At 42.9% G+C, this 15,658-nt stretch carries 15 protein-coding genes; 10 read left to right on the top strand and 5 right to left on the bottom strand.

Annotation, left to right across the window (positions count from 1 at the left end):
* Nucleotides 1-50 precede the first annotated feature (50 nt).
* The 4 genes from RMZ43_RS01620 (at nucleotide 51) to RMZ43_RS01605 (ending at nucleotide 2,882) form a co-directional block, all read left to right on the top strand.
* Nucleotides 51-947 carry an ABC transporter permease gene (locus RMZ43_RS01620; RefSeq protein ID WP_100901440.1) on the top strand — a complete coding sequence of 299 codons (897 nt, stop codon included), beginning with the start codon at nucleotides 51-53 and terminating at the stop codon, nucleotides 945-947.
* Between the two features lie 66 nt (nucleotides 948-1,013).
* Complete coding sequence (locus RMZ43_RS01615) at nucleotides 1,014-1,223, top strand: hypothetical protein (protein ID WP_322645859.1); 210 nt, start codon at nucleotides 1,014-1,016, stop codon at nucleotides 1,221-1,223.
* A 96-nt stretch (nucleotides 1,224-1,319) separates the two neighbouring features.
* Nucleotides 1,320-2,222 (top strand): ROK family protein, encoded by a 903-nt coding sequence (locus RMZ43_RS01610; RefSeq protein ID WP_322645858.1) that lies wholly within the window; start codon nucleotides 1,320-1,322, stop codon nucleotides 2,220-2,222.
* 3 nt (nucleotides 2,223-2,225) lie between these two features.
* Entirely contained in the window at nucleotides 2,226-2,882 is a 657-nt protein-coding gene (locus RMZ43_RS01605; protein WP_322646018.1) for a type I restriction endonuclease subunit R, read from the top strand.
* Between the two features lie 16 nt (nucleotides 2,883-2,898).
* On the opposite strand, the gene RMZ43_RS01600 is transcribed toward RMZ43_RS01605, so the two are convergent.
* Nucleotides 2,899-3,321: a hypothetical protein gene (locus RMZ43_RS01600; protein ID WP_322645857.1), complete on the bottom strand. Its 423-nt coding sequence runs from the start codon at nucleotides 3,319-3,321 to the stop codon at nucleotides 2,899-2,901.
* 94 nt (nucleotides 3,322-3,415) lie between these two features.
* The gene (locus RMZ43_RS01595; RefSeq protein WP_322653313.1) at nucleotides 3,416-5,053 is read right to left on the bottom strand and encodes a CTP synthase; all 1,638 of its coding nucleotides are present in this window, start codon (nucleotides 5,051-5,053) and stop codon (nucleotides 3,416-3,418) included.
* A gap of 86 nt (nucleotides 5,054-5,139) precedes the next feature.
* Here RMZ43_RS01595 and RMZ43_RS01590 point away from each other — a divergent pair, with 86 nt between their 5' ends.
* Entirely contained in the window at nucleotides 5,140-6,894 is a 1,755-nt protein-coding gene (locus RMZ43_RS01590; protein ID WP_322653314.1) for an N-acetylmuramoyl-L-alanine amidase, read from the top strand.
* Here RMZ43_RS01590 and RMZ43_RS01585 read toward each other — a convergent pair.
* Nucleotides 6,858-7,043, bottom strand: a complete 186-nt coding sequence (locus tag RMZ43_RS01585) for a hypothetical protein (protein WP_322653315.1) — start codon at nucleotides 7,041-7,043, stop codon at nucleotides 6,858-6,860. The genes RMZ43_RS01590 and RMZ43_RS01585 overlap by 37 nt on opposite strands.
* Nucleotides 7,044-7,594: 551 nt before the next feature.
* On the opposite strand from RMZ43_RS01585, the gene RMZ43_RS01580 reads away from it, so the two are divergent.
* Nucleotides 7,595-10,858: a beta strand repeat-containing protein gene (locus RMZ43_RS01580; protein ID WP_322653316.1), complete on the top strand. Its 3,264-nt coding sequence runs from the start codon at nucleotides 7,595-7,597 to the stop codon at nucleotides 10,856-10,858.
* Nucleotides 10,859-11,208: 350 nt separating this feature from the next.
* On the top strand, nucleotides 11,209-11,586 hold the full coding sequence (locus RMZ43_RS01575; RefSeq protein WP_322653317.1) for a hypothetical protein: 378 nt from the start codon (nucleotides 11,209-11,211) through the stop codon (nucleotides 11,584-11,586).
* A 200-nt stretch (nucleotides 11,587-11,786) separates the two neighbouring features.
* On the opposite strand, the gene RMZ43_RS01570 is transcribed toward RMZ43_RS01575, so the two are convergent.
* The gene (locus tag RMZ43_RS01570; protein ID WP_322645853.1) at nucleotides 11,787-12,383 is read right to left on the bottom strand and encodes a pentapeptide repeat-containing protein; all 597 of its coding nucleotides are present in this window, start codon (nucleotides 12,381-12,383) and stop codon (nucleotides 11,787-11,789) included.
* 23 nt (nucleotides 12,384-12,406) lie between these two features.
* Between RMZ43_RS01570 and RMZ43_RS01565 the strand changes: the two genes are divergently transcribed.
* Nucleotides 12,407-12,943 carry a YraN family protein gene (locus RMZ43_RS01565; RefSeq protein WP_322653318.1) on the top strand — a complete coding sequence of 179 codons (537 nt, stop codon included), beginning with the start codon at nucleotides 12,407-12,409 and terminating at the stop codon, nucleotides 12,941-12,943.
* Between the two features lie 70 nt (nucleotides 12,944-13,013).
* Here RMZ43_RS01565 and RMZ43_RS01560 read toward each other — a convergent pair whose 3' ends face one another.
* A complete protein-coding gene (locus tag RMZ43_RS01560; RefSeq protein ID WP_322645851.1) occupies nucleotides 13,014-13,403 on the bottom strand; it encodes a hypothetical protein in 390 nt (129 codons plus the stop codon).
* Nucleotides 13,404-13,675: 272 nt separating this feature from the next.
* Here RMZ43_RS01560 and queA point away from each other — a divergent pair, with 272 nt between their 5' ends.
* Complete coding sequence (queA, locus tag RMZ43_RS01555; RefSeq protein WP_416212430.1) at nucleotides 13,676-14,875, top strand: tRNA preQ1(34) S-adenosylmethionine ribosyltransferase-isomerase QueA; 1,200 nt, start codon at nucleotides 13,676-13,678, stop codon at nucleotides 14,873-14,875.
* 154 nt (nucleotides 14,876-15,029) lie between these two features.
* Entirely contained in the window at nucleotides 15,030-15,653 is a 624-nt protein-coding gene (locus RMZ43_RS01550) for a serine O-acetyltransferase (protein WP_322645850.1), read from the top strand.
* Nucleotides 15,654-15,658 lie beyond the last annotated feature (5 nt).

Raw genomic sequence — 15,658 nt, 5'->3', positions numbered from 1 at the left:
TGATATGTAAAATAGTCAGCGTATCAAGCTTTGATCCAGGCGATCGCTTTATGGCCATTACAAAACGGCGACTACCGACATTTTTACAGTTTGGCAATAGTCTCAATCTTTCGCAAAAACTCATGCTCATCGGGTTAGCCATTACCCTATTTTTCATCTTCCTGGCATTCTTCGCTCCCGTATTCCAGGCTTGGGGATGGCTGCAAAACCCCAAAGATTTTCTTTCTAATCCAATTCACGAGCCACCCTCAGCTAAACATTGGTTTGGTACTAGTCGTTTGGGTTATGATGTGTTCTCCCGGACATTGTTTGGAGCTCAAGCTGCTTTACAGGTAGTGATTTTAGCAACAGCGTTGAGTATGATTATAGGTGTGCCTTTGGGGATGCTGAGTGGTTATCTCGGCGGTAAATTGGATAAAGTGTTGCTGTTTATTATGGATAGCATCTACACTCTACCGGGACTACTGCTATCTGTAACACTGGCGTTTGTGGTGGGGCGTGGGATATTAAATGCAGCGATCGCTATTAGCATTGCTTACATTCCCCAATATTATCGCGTTGTTCGCAACCACACCGTGAGCGTGAAAACTGAAGTGTTCATCGAAGCTGCTCAAGCAATGGGCGCTTCTACTTGGGTTGTGCTTTCTCGTTATCTATTTTTCAACGTCATTCAAAGTGTACCCGTCTTATTTACACTCAACGCTGCTGATGCGATTTTGGTATTGGGCGGTTTGGGTTTTCTGGGGCTAGGACTTCCCGAAGAAGTGGCAGAATGGGGACATGATTTAAAACAAGCCTTAGAAGCTCTACCTACTGGCATTTGGTGGACTACACTTTTCCCTGGTTTAACCATGACATTCATGGTGGTAGGGTTATCACTACTTGGTGAAGGGTTAAATGAATTTGTCAATCCCCGTTTACGAAGAGAAAATAGAATCCGAAAGTAGTCATTGGTCATTAGTCATTAGCAAAGGACAACTGACAAATGACAAATAAACAATAGAGAGATTTGTATGAAAGATAATCTAACGTTAATTGCTGCCGCTACTGGCGGGTTTATCCTTTCCGTTGCGCTTGCTGGTATCTTAAGAGGTGCGCCAGTTACAGGTTGGCAAGAGCAATCGACTTTCCGCAGCACGACTTTTGCTAATTTACAAAAATCAGAGTTGAAAGCTGCGCGTCTTCTCCCAAGCAAAGACACTACGCGAACAGATCGGGGATGAAAACAACTCGCGCCCAATAATAGAGAATAGGGAATAACTATTCAGCAATTACCAATGCCCCATGCCCAATGCCCAATGACAAATGACAAATGACAAATGACAAATGACAAAATTCAAGTAATTGGCATTGATGTGGGGGGAACGGCAATTAAGCTGGGGCGTTTTGCATCTGATGGTACTTGTCTCTTATCTTTGACTGTGGCATCTCCCCAACCGACAACGCCAGAGGCTGTGCTGGCGGTGATCGTAGATGCGATCGCTCAAATTGATCCAGATAATCAAGCTGTTGCTATTGGTGTTGGTACTCCTGGCCCATCTGATGCAGCAAGACGCATTGCTAAAATCGCTATTAACTTACCTGGATGGATCGATGTGCCTTTAGCAGACTGGTTAGAAGCGAAAACTGGCAAACCGACTGCGATCGCTAATGATGCTAATTGCGCTCTTTTGGGAGAAGCTTGGCTGGGAGCCGGTCGCCATTTTCAAAATCTGATTCTGCTAACTTTAGGTACTGGGGTTGGTGGCGCAATTATCCTTGATGGCAAACTATTTGTTGGACATCAAGGAGCCGCCGGAGAATTAGGTTTAATTTCATTAAATCCTGATGGCCCAATTTGTAATAGTGGCAATCAAGGCTCTTTGGAACAATATGCTTGTGCTACTGCAATTCGCCGTCGCACTCTTAAGGAACCCGTCGAATTGGGTTTTCTTGCTCAACAAGGAGATAGCGCAGCATTGACTTTTTGGCAAGAATATGGTAGATATTTGGGGATTGGTTTGACGAGTTTAATTTATGTACTCACACCGCAAGCGATCGTCATTGGTGGTGGTATAAGTGGCAGCTTTGAATTCTTCATACCAGCAGTGAAGGCAGAAATTGAGAAGCGAGTTCAGCCTTTATCACGGGTGGGTTTACAAATATTGCCTGCCGAGTTAGGTAATTTTGCTGGGATAGTAGGTGCAGCAAAGTTGGCGTGGCAACACTATTCGGAATTTTAAATGATGGTTCAAACAATCTCAGCTAGAGATATCAGTCTTTACGAATTAGAAGAAAAATTTAATTTGCAACTTGCCACAGACATCAACTTTTTTCCAGAGTGGACAGAAAATTTACCAACTCTGACTGATGGTGAAAAGCAAGCGATGGCGCGAGTAAAAAGTAACTATTTAAACTTGAATAAGCACCGTCTAATGTCAGAAGAGGCAGTAAAGATGGTAGTGCTATCTCCTTTACTCGATTTAGCTGGATTTTATCAACCTCCTTTTGAGATTGAAACCGAGACTTCTGTTGAGATTTCTGCTGAAGACGAGAGTTTTATCGTTAAAGGAAACATTGATGTTCTTGTCATCCAAAAACGTTTTTGGGTACTTGTCATCGAATCTAAAAGCAGTAAATTTGATGTGATGACAGCCTTACCTCAAGCACTCGCATATATGCTTGATTGTCCAAATCCTGAACAACCAACTTTTGGTTTACTAATCAACGGTAGAGAATTTGTTTTTGTTAAATTGATTCAACAAGAACATCCTTGGTATGCACGTTCTTATGCGCTATCAATTGAACGTGATTCAGAACTACACCAAGTACTTAGTGTATTAAAGCGCCTTGGAGAATTAATTGTAATTCGTAATGGGCTACGCCCCGCTACGATAACGTAATTTGTAATTTGTAATACTAAGACAAAGAATATCCAGTTGCTTTCTTAACGTATTTTACAACTTTTTCATAAGATTCAGGATTACTCACAGGGTTGATGATGATGGGAATAGTGCCATCTGGCAACCAAAAAGTTATCCTGCCATTCGGTTCATGACAAAAAGAACTGATGCAGTTGAGATTAATTACATATTCGTTTTTATCGTAATAGATTTTTACCCAGTGGGCATGATCTAATTCCAATCCAGTCACACATTCTAAATAATTGAGGATCTTTTGATAATCTTCCAAGCTATTTTGTGGGTTAATCACTATCGGAATGGCACTATCGGGTAACCAAAAAGTAACCCTGCCGTTCAGTTCATAACAAAAAGCATGGACACGTTCAAAATTCACTACATATTCTCTCCTTTCGTAAAGGATTTTCACCCAGTACGCCACAACATCTCCCCAAGTCCGAAATTTACCAATGATGCACCCTGTATATCCAAGTCTACTGAAGCCTTAAGGTAATGTTGCAATTAATTATCAATTTTTATGAAACCTCCAATGGTGTTGGTGTACCTAAAGTTGAAAGAGAAAGAGCGATCGCTGCTTGAATAAATCCTTTAAATAAAGGATGAGGGCTACTGGGGCGTGATTGAAATTCTGGGTGAAATTGGCAAGCAAGAAAGAATGGGTGCTTGGGTAATTCCACAATTTCAACTAAGCGTCCATCGGGAGAAGTACCACTGATTACATAGCCAGACTTTAACAACAAATCGCGGTAAGCAGTGTTGAACTCATACCGATGTCGATGTCGTTCATAAATTACATCTTCTTGATAAAGCTTGAAAGCTAGTGTATCAGGAAGAACACGACAAGGATATAGCCCTAAGCGCATTGTACCCCCTAAATCCACCACTTCCTGCTGTCCTGGCAATAAATTAATTACTGGATCAGATGTATGAGGGTCAAATTCAGCACTATTAGCACCTGTTAATCCCCCTACGTGCCGGGCCCATTCAATTACAGAACATTGCATACCCAGGCATAAACCCAAAAAGGGAATTTGGCGATCGCGGGCGTATTTAATCGCGGCAATTTTGCCATCTACCCCCCGAACCCCAAAACCTCCTGGTACAACTATGCCATCGACACCCTCAAGATAAGTTTCGGGCGCTTGGGTTTCTAAATTTTCTGAATTCACCCAACGCAGGCGCAGTTTGCCATAAGTGGAAATTGCCGCATGGTTTAATGCTTCTACTACAGATAGATAAGCATCACTTAACTGCACATATTTACCAACAATAGCAATTTCTAGCTCATGCTTGGGACTATGTAACCGTTGTACCAAGGTTTGCCACTGCGTCAAATCTGGTTGGCGCTGTTCCATTTGCAGCAAGTTCAGCACTTGTTCTGCCATTCCTTCCCGTTCTAGATTTAGGGGTACTTCATAGATACTTTTGGCATCTTGGGAGGTGATGACGCATTCTTCCGGTACATCGCAAAATCCAGACAATTTCTGCTTTAATCCCTTGGGTAAGGGGCGATCGCTCCGACAAACTAAAATATCTGGTTGAATGCCAATGGATCTGAGTTCTTTAACTGAATGCTGTGTTGGCTTCGTTTTCATTTCACCCGCAGAAGCAATCCACGGCACCAGAGTTACGTGCATATACAGCACATTCTGCCTTCCTACCTCTTTGCGAAACTGGCGAATTGCTTCCAAAAACGGTAGTGATTCAATATCTCCCACCGTACCGCCAATTTCTGTAATTACTACAGATGGATTTGTACTTTTAGCAACTCGCAGAATCCGTTCTTTTATTTCATTAGTAATATGAGGAATAACCTGTACTGTGCCGCCATTGTAGTCTCCGCGCCGCTCTTTATTGATAACTGCCTGGTAAATCGAGCCAGTCGTTACACAATTCAAACGCGACATTGAGGTATCGGTAAAGCGTTCGTAATGCCCCAAGTCCAAATCTGTTTCTGCACCATCCTGAGTAACAAATACTTCCCCATGCTGAAAGGGACTCATTGTGCCAGGATCGATATTGATATAAGGGTCAAGTTTGAGAATCGACACGGAATATTCGCGCGACTTGAGCAAACGCCCTAGACTTGCTGCTACAATGCCCTTACCAATACTGGAAACTACGCCCCCAGTTACAAAAATAAACTTAGTCATACTAGTTTGAATTTTTAACAACTTCTAAAAATACATCCCGTCATTGTGCCACAGTTGTTGTGGTGTAATCTTCAGTGATTGAGCTTGTGAAAAACCTTTTAGGATTAGTAATATTAGGCTATATTGTCACCTCCTCTGTAGCACTGGCAGAGCCATCTCTTAAAGTCGTTTTTCCCGAAACAAGCTACCAGACAAGTTCCCAAAAAATCTTCTTTCTGGGAACTGCACCACCAGATGGTCAGGTTTTGATCAATAGTAAGCCAATTACCCGCAGCAAAGCTGGTCATTTTTCCCCTAGTTTCCCCTTGCAATTGGGGGAAAATCTTTTTACTGTGCGTCACGACAATCAAGAACTCCAGATTAAAGTGACAAGGCTTCCCACTGATCCTGAGCTACCACAGGGGTTAGCCTTTGCTAAAGATTCCCTGGCTCCCGCAGTTGACATTGCCAGACTACCGGGAGAGCTAATTTGTTTTAGCGCCATCGCACCCCCTAACGCTAGCGTATCTGTCAAGTTGGCTAATCAAACTATTGCCCTTCCACCCCAACCTCAACAGGCACAACTACCAAATAATTTGGCAGCTTTGACAGGGCAAAATCAGCCTTATGCCCAGTCTAGCGTAGGCAATTATAAAGGTTGCACCACTGTGGCAACAGCCGCCAATTTGGGACAACCTCAATTTCAACTGACACTCAATGGCAAGACGATAACTCAACCAGGGACTGGTAAAATTCAAATCCTTTCAAGAGCAGAGTTGCCAGTTTCTGAGGTTACAGTAGAGTCAGGCGTTGCTCGCACTGGCCCAAGCACCGATTATTCCCGACTTACACCACTGCCCAAAGGCACACGCGCAACAGTAACAGGTAGAGAAGGTGAATGGCTGCGCCTAGACTATGGCGCTTGGATTAATAGTAAAGAAACCCGCATTCTCCCTGGTGCAGTTCCGCCACAGACAATAATTCGCAGTGTCGGATACCGTCAACTCCCTGGTGCGACAGAGATAGTTTTCCCCTTACAAGTTCCCGTACCTGTGAGCGTGCTACAAAGTGAGGGTGCGATCGCTCTCACTCTCTACAATACCACTGCCCAAACGGACATTATTCGTCTGGATGATGACCCTCTAATTTCTCGCCTAGATTGGCAACAGGAGGCTCCAGAACAAGTAAAATACACCTTTAACCTCAAAAAAGCTCAACAGTGGGGATATAAGCTGAGATACGACGGTACAACCCTGGTTTTGGCTTTGCGTCATCCGCCGAAAATTGGTAACACAAGACGCAAGCCTTTAGCTAATCTCAAGATTGTACTAGATCCAGGGCATGGAGGTAAAGAAACTGGTGCCAGTGGCCCAACTGGATATTTAGAAAAAGATTTAAATTTGGTGGTATCCAAGTTGCTGCGGGATGAGTTGGTGAAGCGAGGAGCAACGGTAGTGATGACACGGGAGGACGATCGCGAACTTTCTCTAGCAGAACGTCAAGCAATTATTAGTCAAGAAGAACCTGCGATCGCTATTTCGATACACCACAATTCCTTACCCGATGATGGCGATGCCGAAAAAACCAAAGGATTCGCTGCTTTTTGGTATCAACCCCAAGCCCACAACCTAGCAATGTATTTACAGAAATATGTAGTTAAAAAAGTTGGCAAACCTTCTTATGGGGTGTTTTGGGATAATCTGGCGCTGACACGTCCAACTGCTGCACCATCAGTGTTGCTGGAATTGGGTTTTATGAGTAATCCCGATGAATTTGAGCAGATAGTCAACCCAGAGGTACAAAAGAAAACGGCAAATGCGATCGCTCAGGGAATTACTGAATGGTTTAAGAGTGTGAGATAAATTTGGAGGTACAGTTTTACCTTGGTGGAGTGCGATCGCTCTTTTTTAGCTAGCTGGAAGATGATCGCGTTGCTCCCCTCTAGGTTTCTTTTTACTTGGGAGTCAATATTTTGCTGAATTCCTTGAGAAGTCAGTTTTCTCAGCATCATTATCAATAGACCTCTTGCAAAAGTGCTATTTGCAAGAATGGGAAAAGGGTAAAGGTTAAAGGGGAAAAGGACGATACAGAACTTTTTCCCCTTCCCCCAACCCCAGTTCCCGACTTATGCAAGAAGTCTAATATCTTTAGCTGCTTTATCAAAATTAATAACTTGGTTCTCCTTATAGAGCAAAAACCCTAGCTTTTTGGCAAAAACTTTATCCATCTCACTGATTCACCCTGAAATCGAAAAAGTAAAGCTACTGTCCTACAAAGGTTTTAGCGTCAGCTTAAGTGTTGTAAAAAAATGGATAAAGTCGAGCTTAGAAGAAACGATTCTTCGGCTCTTGCATAATTCCTCAATCAACCTCTGTTAAATGCAAGAGGGTTGGCTCAATAACACTCCTAAACCGAAACCAAAAATTTCAGTAAATATCGAATTAGTGTATTAGATTATACTGCAAGTATCACCCTTGAGGCGGATTTTGGTGCCCGAAAATAGCACTTATAGCAAATTGACAACTTAAGTTCCTGAAAAAATTGATTTAAATAGTAAAAGTTATGGCAAATATAATTGGAACCAAAGGTAATGATACGCTAGTCGGCAGCGAGTTAGCGGATACGATTAACGGTCTTGCAGGTAACGATACCATCACAGCTACTAATGGCAACGATACTTTGACTGGTGGTGGTGGCAAGGATAAGTTTAAATTTGTTGACGTGTTCAACGGCACTGATACCATCACCGATTTCGGTGGCGTCGGTAAAAGAACAAACCCAACAGCAGCAGTCATTGCCGAAGTGGACACCCTAAAATTCGAGGGCTATGACTTCTTTCGTGCCGAAAATTTGCTGCTTACCCAGAATGGCAGCAATTTGGAAATTGCCTTTGAAGGGGTAGGTGAAACCATAGTCATTCTGCAAAACTTCAAATTAGAAAATTTGGAGAACCAGAAAGCAACTGGTGCAACACCAGCGATTGGCAATATCCTGTTTAATGGGCAAACTAGTATTACCGACAGTTTTGATGTCTTTGATGCCAACTCCACTAAAACTAAACTGAACAGCAAAAACACGGTAACTTTCCTCAATGACCTCTCCAACAACATTACGGGTTTAGATAACTCAGATGATGTAGTGAATGGTCAGGGCGGTAATGACAAAATCGACGGCAAAAGTGGCAACGACTTGCTACGGGGTGGTACGGGAAATGATACTCTCATTGGTGGTGCAGGGAAAGATACCCTAATTGGTGGTACGGGCAATAACTCCCTCGTTGGTGGTACTGGTGACGATGTATTGAATGCTGACGATTCAACAGGCAATAGCACCCTTAACGGTGGTGCTGGTAACGATTACTTGAGTGTTGAGGGTTCAACAGGCAATAACCTGCTTTTTGGTGGAGATGGCAATGACAGCTTTTCTTTGAGGGCTTCATCCACTGCCCCCTCTTTCTTAGTAACTCAAACAGTAGATGGAGGGAAAGGTGATGATTTTTTACAAGGGTATTATACCAATGCTACGGGGAGAATGACTTCGACATTCAATGCAACCACTAACATTGGTTCGATTACAGCAGGCACGAATCAGGTTAACTACAAAAATATTGAACGATTAGAAATCAGAGGTACAACCTACAATGACTTAATTGTGGGGACTAATGGCAACGATTATCTTTTTGGGGGCAGTAGTGGAAACGATCCAAGTTATGGTGATGATACAATTTTTGGCGGTGAAGGTAACGATGACTTAAACGTTAATTATTCAACAAGCAATAACATCCTCAACGGTGGTGCTGGTAACGATCAATTGAGTGCTACCTCTTCAACAGGTAATAACCTGCTCTCTGGGGACGATGGCAATGATAATCTCTCCACTTCTGGGACTCACATCGACTACGACGGGGGAAATACCAATGCCGCCTCTGGCAATAACACCCTCAACGGTGGTGCTGGTGATGATATCTTAAGTGCTGATTATTCAACAGGCGATAACCTGCTTTTTGGTGGGGATGGCAATGATTCTCTTAGTACCTCTAGCTACGCTTCTGACAGGTACGGATTTGACACCTCTGGCAATAACACCCTCGACGGTGGTGCTGGTGACGATACTTTAATTGCTAACTATTCAAGCGGCGATAACCTCTTCTTTGGAGGCGATGGCAATGATTCTCTCTTTGTCTCTAGCTACTACGACTACTCTGGAAGGTTTGATGCCACGTTTGGCAATAACCTACTCTCTGGAGGCGATGGCAATGATTCCTTCTCTTTGGTTCTATATACTTCCCCCTCTAACTCAGTAACTCAGACAGTAGATGGAGGGACAGGTGACGATTTCTTGAAAGTCTCGTATATCTATGCTGCTGGGGGAATTACTTCGACATTCGATGCTACTACTAACACTGGCTCGATTACAGCAGACACGAATCAGGTTACTTACAAGAATATCGAAGGATTAAATATCTCAGGTACAGAGTACGATGACTTGATTGTGGGGAGCAGTGGCAATGATACAATAGATGGAAGCGTTAGTGGAAAAGATACAATAGATGGCGGTGCTGGTAACGATTACTTATCGTTCTATTACTATAGTGCAACCGAGAGCATCACTTCGACATTCGATGCTGCCACTAACACTGGCTCGATTACAGCAGGCACGAGTCACGTTACTTACAAGAATATCGAAGGATTAAATATTTATGGTACAGACTACGACGACTTGATTGTGGGGAGCAATGGCAACGATTCGCTCCACGGGGGTAATAGCGGCAACGATACCATCGATGGAGGGCTAGGTAACGATTTGTTGTCGTTGTATAATTATACTACTAGCGACGGAATTACTTCGACATTCGATGCTGTTACTAACACTGGCTCCATTACAGCAGGCACGAATCACGTTACTTACAAAAATATCGAACAATTAAATATCTCAGGTACAGAGTACGATGATTCTATAGTGGGGAGCAATGGTAACGATACGATAAATGGGGCAGGTGGGAATAATACGATTTTCGGCGGTGCAGGTCAGGATTACTTGAGTACTGACCATTCAAATGGTAATAATTTGCTCTTTGGCGACGATGGGAATGATTCTCTTAGTATCTCTGGCGACTACAACGACTACCGAGGCGAGTTTTATCTTGATGCTGTCTCTGGTAAGAACAGCCTGAATGGTGGCGCTGGTGATGATAACTTAGTTACTAACTATTCATCAGGGAATAACCTACTCTCTGGTGGCGATGGCAATGATTCTCTTGATGCCTCTGGTTCAGCCTCTTTATACTCCTCATACGGAGTTTATACTGTCTCTGGCAATAACACGCTCGACGGTGGTGCAGGTAACGATCGCTTGATTGTTGACTATTCATCAGGCGATAATCTCCTCGCTGGTGGCGAAGGCAATGATTATCTTACAGCTTCTGGTGCGTCTGGTAAAAACACACTTACAGGTGGTAATGGCAATGATACCCTCACAGGTGGCAAAGGCAATGATAGCCTAATTGGAGGAGCTGGTACTGACACCTTTGCTTTCAATAGTTTCAATGAAAGTATTGATACTATTTATGACTTCAACGCGACTAATGAACTGATTCAGATATCAGCTGCTGGCTTTGGTGGTGGGTTATCATCAGGTACACTTGAGACAAGTCTGTTTACCCTCGGAACATCTGCAACTAGTAGTGAAGAGCGATTTATCTACAACAGCGCTACTGGTGGATTGTTCTTTGACCTTGATGGCAGTGCGTCTAAGTTTACTCAGGTACAATTTGCTTTAGTTACTGCTGGATTATCGTTAACCGAAAAGAATTTTGCGGTTGTTTAATCTTTATTAGCACTCTGCTATTACCAAGCGCTACAGTTTACAAGATGCTATTTTTAGCATCTCTTATTCGATTGCTCAATGCAAGTCATTTCGGGTTGTTTTACGTAAATACTTTGTATAGTGCTGGACTCAGTAACTCTTGCATTGTGTACAACGTATGGCAATATCAGCAAGTGTTTCACTCATACTTTGACAAGTATTACAGCTATTTACTTAGTGCTTTACACTTTTCATAAGGTATTACTCAGTAGTATAATACCTCGCTCTATCTTGATTTCAGTGCTTCTACAGTGCCAGAACTAGTTTAATTGCGGGTAGAAATATATGAAATCTTGATATTTTTAAAGCGTATGTATTTTAAGATATGCGGCATGGTGGGAGCGATCGCTATTTTGTTGAGCAATGGTAGTGCGTTCGCTCAAGATGCAGAAAGATATGTCACTGTAGGGCATGATAAATTGGGAAACAGCGTAGCTCTAGACACGGAAACTATTAAGGGCACCACATACAAGCTTTACGGGATTTACGGTGATGGCGTCTTCGAGACTACCTTTGATGCCTCTTGCAAAGAATCGCGGCTGTTTCGCAATCGCATTGCGATTTACGGGCCAGAAGGACAGCTACTTGAAGAGGATCAAGAAAAAGGAGAAATCCCTTTTGTAGCAAGTTCTTCACCAGGCAAAGGAATGAAAATTGTTTGTCAAAAGATTGGTGCTAGTGGTTGGTAGTTGCTCAATATATTATGGGGAATGGGGAGTAGGGAGTGGGGAATGGGGAATGGGGGAAGAGGAGCAGAGTGAGCAGAGGGGACAAGGGGACAAGGGGACAAGGTGACAAAAGTTTAGAGCTTCCAACAAGTCTTTCCCCTTGTCCCCAAGTCCTCTTTCCCATGCCCCATGCCCAATTCCCAATTCCTAGCTAAAAAATACTAAGGACAAAATAACGTATCACGCGTATCTCGTCCTGTAATAGGATTAGTTCCTTTGGCAAGTTTGCACAATTTTTTTTGCTCATCTGAACGCAGCAGCGTATCGGTAAAATCTGCCCCGTCAATGATTGCGCCATCAAATCTGGCGTTAGCAGCAAAAGCACCCTCTAACAGTGCATTTGTCAAATTTGCCTTAACTAAACGAGCTGAGTCTAAAGTGGCATTTCTCAAATCAGCTCCCTCCAAATTCACAGACTCTAAATTTGCTGCAAAGAAACTCACACCCTGCAAATTAGCGTGGCTGAAGTTGCTCTGGCGGAGATTAGCTTTGGTAAAGCTGGAATCTGTTAAATCACGCCCTGAGAAATCAGCGTCAACCAAAATTTCTTTATTATATTCAAGTGCCAAAGCTGTGGGAGCAAAACCGACGGTTGCGGTGATGCCAACTATTCCCCAAAGGAATAAGCTGAGTATACTTGCCCAAATCTTATGGTCTGTTTTACACTTGTGCCCCAACTCAGTACGGCATGAGTTTTGCTTAGAACCTGTTATGCGTAGGCGTAGCCCGCCCCAAGCATCGCTTAACCTAGAATTCATAGAATTCATGATATTTTTAGTCAATGGCTAACCTTCCTCCATCTCATTATCCAGATATTGGTGAATTAGGAGAAGACCTAGTAGCCCAATGGTTACAATCTACAGGTTGGATTATTCTCCATCGTCGCTTTTCTAGTCGCTGGGGAGAAATCGATATTATTGCTGAATATCATGGAATAACTGGGAAAGAGCAGGACAGCAGGCAAGAATACCCCACTCCCCACTTCCCATTCCCCACTCCCCACTCATTACTAGCATTTGTGGAAGTCAAAACCCGCAGTTCAGGTAGTTGGGATGCAGGGGGAAGAAGCGCAATCACCCCACAAAAGCAAGCAAAAATCTCGCGGACGGCTGGAATGTTTTTAGCCCAGTACCCTGAGAAGGCAGATTATTCTTGTCGATTTGATGTTGCTATTGTCTACTGTCAAAGGATATCAAAAAATCTGACTATGGTTACAGCAAGCCAAGAAGCTTTAGCTACTTCATCAGCTGCCGGATATAAGTTTAAGCTGCAAGAATACATTCTGGCAGCTTTCGACTCTTTAATTGATAATGGTTAATCGGTAATCGATAAAATATTTTGATTACCAATGACCAATAATTTTGTAGTGGCGTTACAACCAAATAGGATTACGCCAAAGTTTCTGGACAGTAGCCTAAGCCCCGGACAAACTGTTGCCGGAACGCTTCAATTTCATCTCTCTCTGGGTTACCATGAGAGACGATCGCAACCTGATAGCGACGCATCACGTCCACAGGGCACTGTCCGGCTTCCAAACTCCAAAGTGCCATCTGCACCCTCATTGGCGGTTCGTAGCTAATTCCTAATTCATTTAGAAAAGCGCGAAAGTCGCCATCTTCTTGGGGCGAGACTTGACCTTTGAGTTTGATCCTAACCACCCAGCCATCAATTTGATGAATTACGGTGACGAAAGAAACTGGTGTCTGAGGTCTAGCGTGCAGGTGTTGAACGACCCTCAGGGTTAGACTGGCATTTGCCAGATAGTACAAGTATTCCATGTTTGTTGGTGCTTGGGATCAAAGCCAATCCTACATATATATATTCGTCAATCATTGCCTGTTCCCGGTAGGGTAAAAGCCCCCCTTTTTTGATGGGGAGGTTTACCCAATTTTTTTGTTAATTTTTCCGTGTTACCTAATAGTACCCATCTTATAGTCAAGTGATGAAACTAAACGAAAATCTCTTAAAGTTCCAATATAAGGGAAAGCTCAAACAAGCTTTTTTAAGAGAGTATAAATACTAAATAAACCAAAAACTAGTAGAAGCCAATTTGAAAGATACCTCTCGCCCACAAGAAAAAGATTTTGAATTAGATTGCTCGGTAGCTGGCTATGACTACGAATTACCTCCAGAACTCATTGCCCAAAACCCAGCAGTTCCTAGAGATAGCTCACGGTTACTGGTAGTTGATTCTCCGACTACGGGCATCGAAACACCACCCTTGCACCACATTTTCCGCGATTTGCCTATACTGCTGCGCTCTAATGATTTGTTGGTCATGAACAATACAAGAGTCATTCCAGCGCGGCTTTATGGTCATAAATCCACTGGTGGTAAAATCCAAGTGTTGCTGTTGGAAGAGCGGCAGTATAACTGTTGGTTAGCTTTAGTTAAGCCGGGAAAAAGCTTCAAACAGGGAGCGAAGATTATTTTTGAAGCAAGGCAAGGAGGAACTGGGGGTTGGGGATTAGAGATTGGGGATTGGGAAGATTCTTCCCTAGTCCCCAGTCGCCAGTCCCTAGTCTCCAGTCCCCAACTCACGGCTACGGTTCTAGAAACAGACGCAGCAACCGGGGGGCGTTTGTTGCAATTCGATGTGCCAGAGGGAAAATCTTTGGTGCAACTGTTAGAGGTATTTGGTGAAGTGCCGCTACCACCATACATCACTACCTCAGAAGCTGCTGATGAGCAGTATCAAACAGTTTATGCTAAACAACCAGGAGCAATCGCAGCTCCGACGGCAGGGTTGCATTTTACCCCAGAATTATTACAAAAGTTGCGCGATCGCAATATCCATCAAGCTTTTATAACGCTACACGTTGGTGTAGGGACATTTCGCCCTGTGGAAGTGGAGGATGTAACTACCCACCAGATGCACGAAGAATGGATTGAAGTCCCCGCCGCTACAGTAGAGCAAATCCGCGCTACTAAAGCAGCTGGTGGTCGAATTATTGCTGTAGGAACAACAGCAGTACGGGCCTTAGAAGGGGCGGCTCAATCTGGGAATTTACAACCATTTTGCGGCAAAACAGACCTGTTTATTTATCCCGGCTATCAATGGCGGGTGGTAGATGGTTTAATTACTAATTTTCACCTGCCGCGTTCCAGTTTGCTGATGTTGGTAAGTGCGCTAATTGGCAGACAACGGTTATTGAATATATACAACGAAGCGATCGCTTTTGGATATCGCTTTTATTCATTCGGCGATGCAATGCTAATTTTACCGTCAGCTATCAAGAACACCGATTGATTAATCTCCAAAACTAGATTTCTACTCTGCCGAAGACCATAATTTCGTTCAAGTATGAAACTGTAGAGTTTCAGGATATTATGTTTAGAGTTGCTGAACAACAGCAACTTTTAATTTGTTTAGATAATAATCATATCCAGTGTGAGGTCAGGTTATGCGTGATTTCATAATTAAGTTTGCCCAAACTATTCGACAGATCCTAACTGCTCCCATGCTCATCTTGTTTCTCTTAAGTAAAAATAAAGAGGTAATTATTTTAGATGTAAATCAATGGATAAAGAGACTTGATGATAAGAAGGAATCTAGTGCAGACTGGGTTAATTTGCTATATTTTCTTTCTAAATATCTAGAATTTAGAAATATTTACTATCACAGAATTAAGCAGGATGACACGATTGGCTTTATTCTGACGCAGGTTTTCAAAATTTTATATAAACCATGTCCATCGCTTTTTATTTACTCTACTAATATTGGTTCTGGGCTATTTATTCAACATGGATTCAGTACAGTAATTTCAGCAGAAAGTATTGGTGAAAATTGCTCGGTTAGCCAACAGGTGACAATCGGCTATAACACTAAGGGATCTCCCATAATTGGTAACAATGTCAGCATCGGTGCAGGAGCAAAAGTGATTGGTAAAATAACTATAGATGATAATGTCAAAGTGGGTGCGAATGCAGTTGTAGTCAAAAATGTTCCCAAAAATTGTGTTGTTGTCGGTGTTCCAGCTTATATAGTCAAGAGAGATGGCGTAAAAGTAAAAGAGCAGTTAGTTTAAATTTA

The sequence above is a fragment of the Nostoc sp. CmiVER01 genome (assembly GCF_034531135.2).
In the GTDB taxonomy this organism is placed as follows: domain Bacteria; phylum Cyanobacteriota; class Cyanobacteriia; order Cyanobacteriales; family Nostocaceae; genus Nostoc.
This window is presented reverse-complemented; position numbering and strand designations above follow the sequence as displayed.

Excerpts from the sequence above, each read along its gene's own strand:
- RMZ43_RS01580 (WP_322653316.1), top strand. The coding sequence starts at position 7,595 with ATGGCAAATATAATTGGAACCAAAGGTAATGATACGCTAGTCGGCAGC.
- RMZ43_RS01550 (WP_322645850.1), top strand. The coding sequence starts at position 15,030 with ATGCGTGATTTCATAATTAAGTTTGCCCAAACTATTCGACAGATCCTA.
- RMZ43_RS01620 (WP_100901440.1), top strand. The coding sequence starts at position 51 with ATGGCCATTACAAAACGGCGACTACCGACATTTTTACAGTTTGGCAAT.
- RMZ43_RS01610 (WP_322645858.1), top strand. The coding sequence starts at position 1,320 with ATGACAAATGACAAAATTCAAGTAATTGGCATTGATGTGGGGGGAACG.
- RMZ43_RS01595 (WP_322653313.1), bottom strand. The coding sequence starts at position 5,053 with ATGACTAAGTTTATTTTTGTAACTGGGGGCGTAGTTTCCAGTATTGGT.
- RMZ43_RS01570 (WP_322645853.1), bottom strand. The coding sequence starts at position 12,383 with ATGAATTCTAGGTTAAGCGATGCTTGGGGCGGGCTACGCCTACGCATA.
- RMZ43_RS01615 (WP_322645859.1), top strand. The coding sequence starts at position 1,014 with ATGAAAGATAATCTAACGTTAATTGCTGCCGCTACTGGCGGGTTTATC.
- RMZ43_RS01560 (WP_322645851.1), bottom strand. The coding sequence starts at position 13,403 with ATGGAATACTTGTACTATCTGGCAAATGCCAGTCTAACCCTGAGGGTC.
- RMZ43_RS01575 (WP_322653317.1), top strand. The coding sequence starts at position 11,209 with ATGTATTTTAAGATATGCGGCATGGTGGGAGCGATCGCTATTTTGTTG.
- RMZ43_RS01585 (WP_322653315.1), bottom strand. The coding sequence starts at position 7,043 with ATGATGCTGAGAAAACTGACTTCTCAAGGAATTCAGCAAAATATTGAC.
- RMZ43_RS01605 (WP_322646018.1), top strand. The coding sequence starts at position 2,226 with ATGGTTCAAACAATCTCAGCTAGAGATATCAGTCTTTACGAATTAGAA.
- RMZ43_RS01565 (WP_322653318.1), top strand. The coding sequence starts at position 12,407 with ATGGCTAACCTTCCTCCATCTCATTATCCAGATATTGGTGAATTAGGA.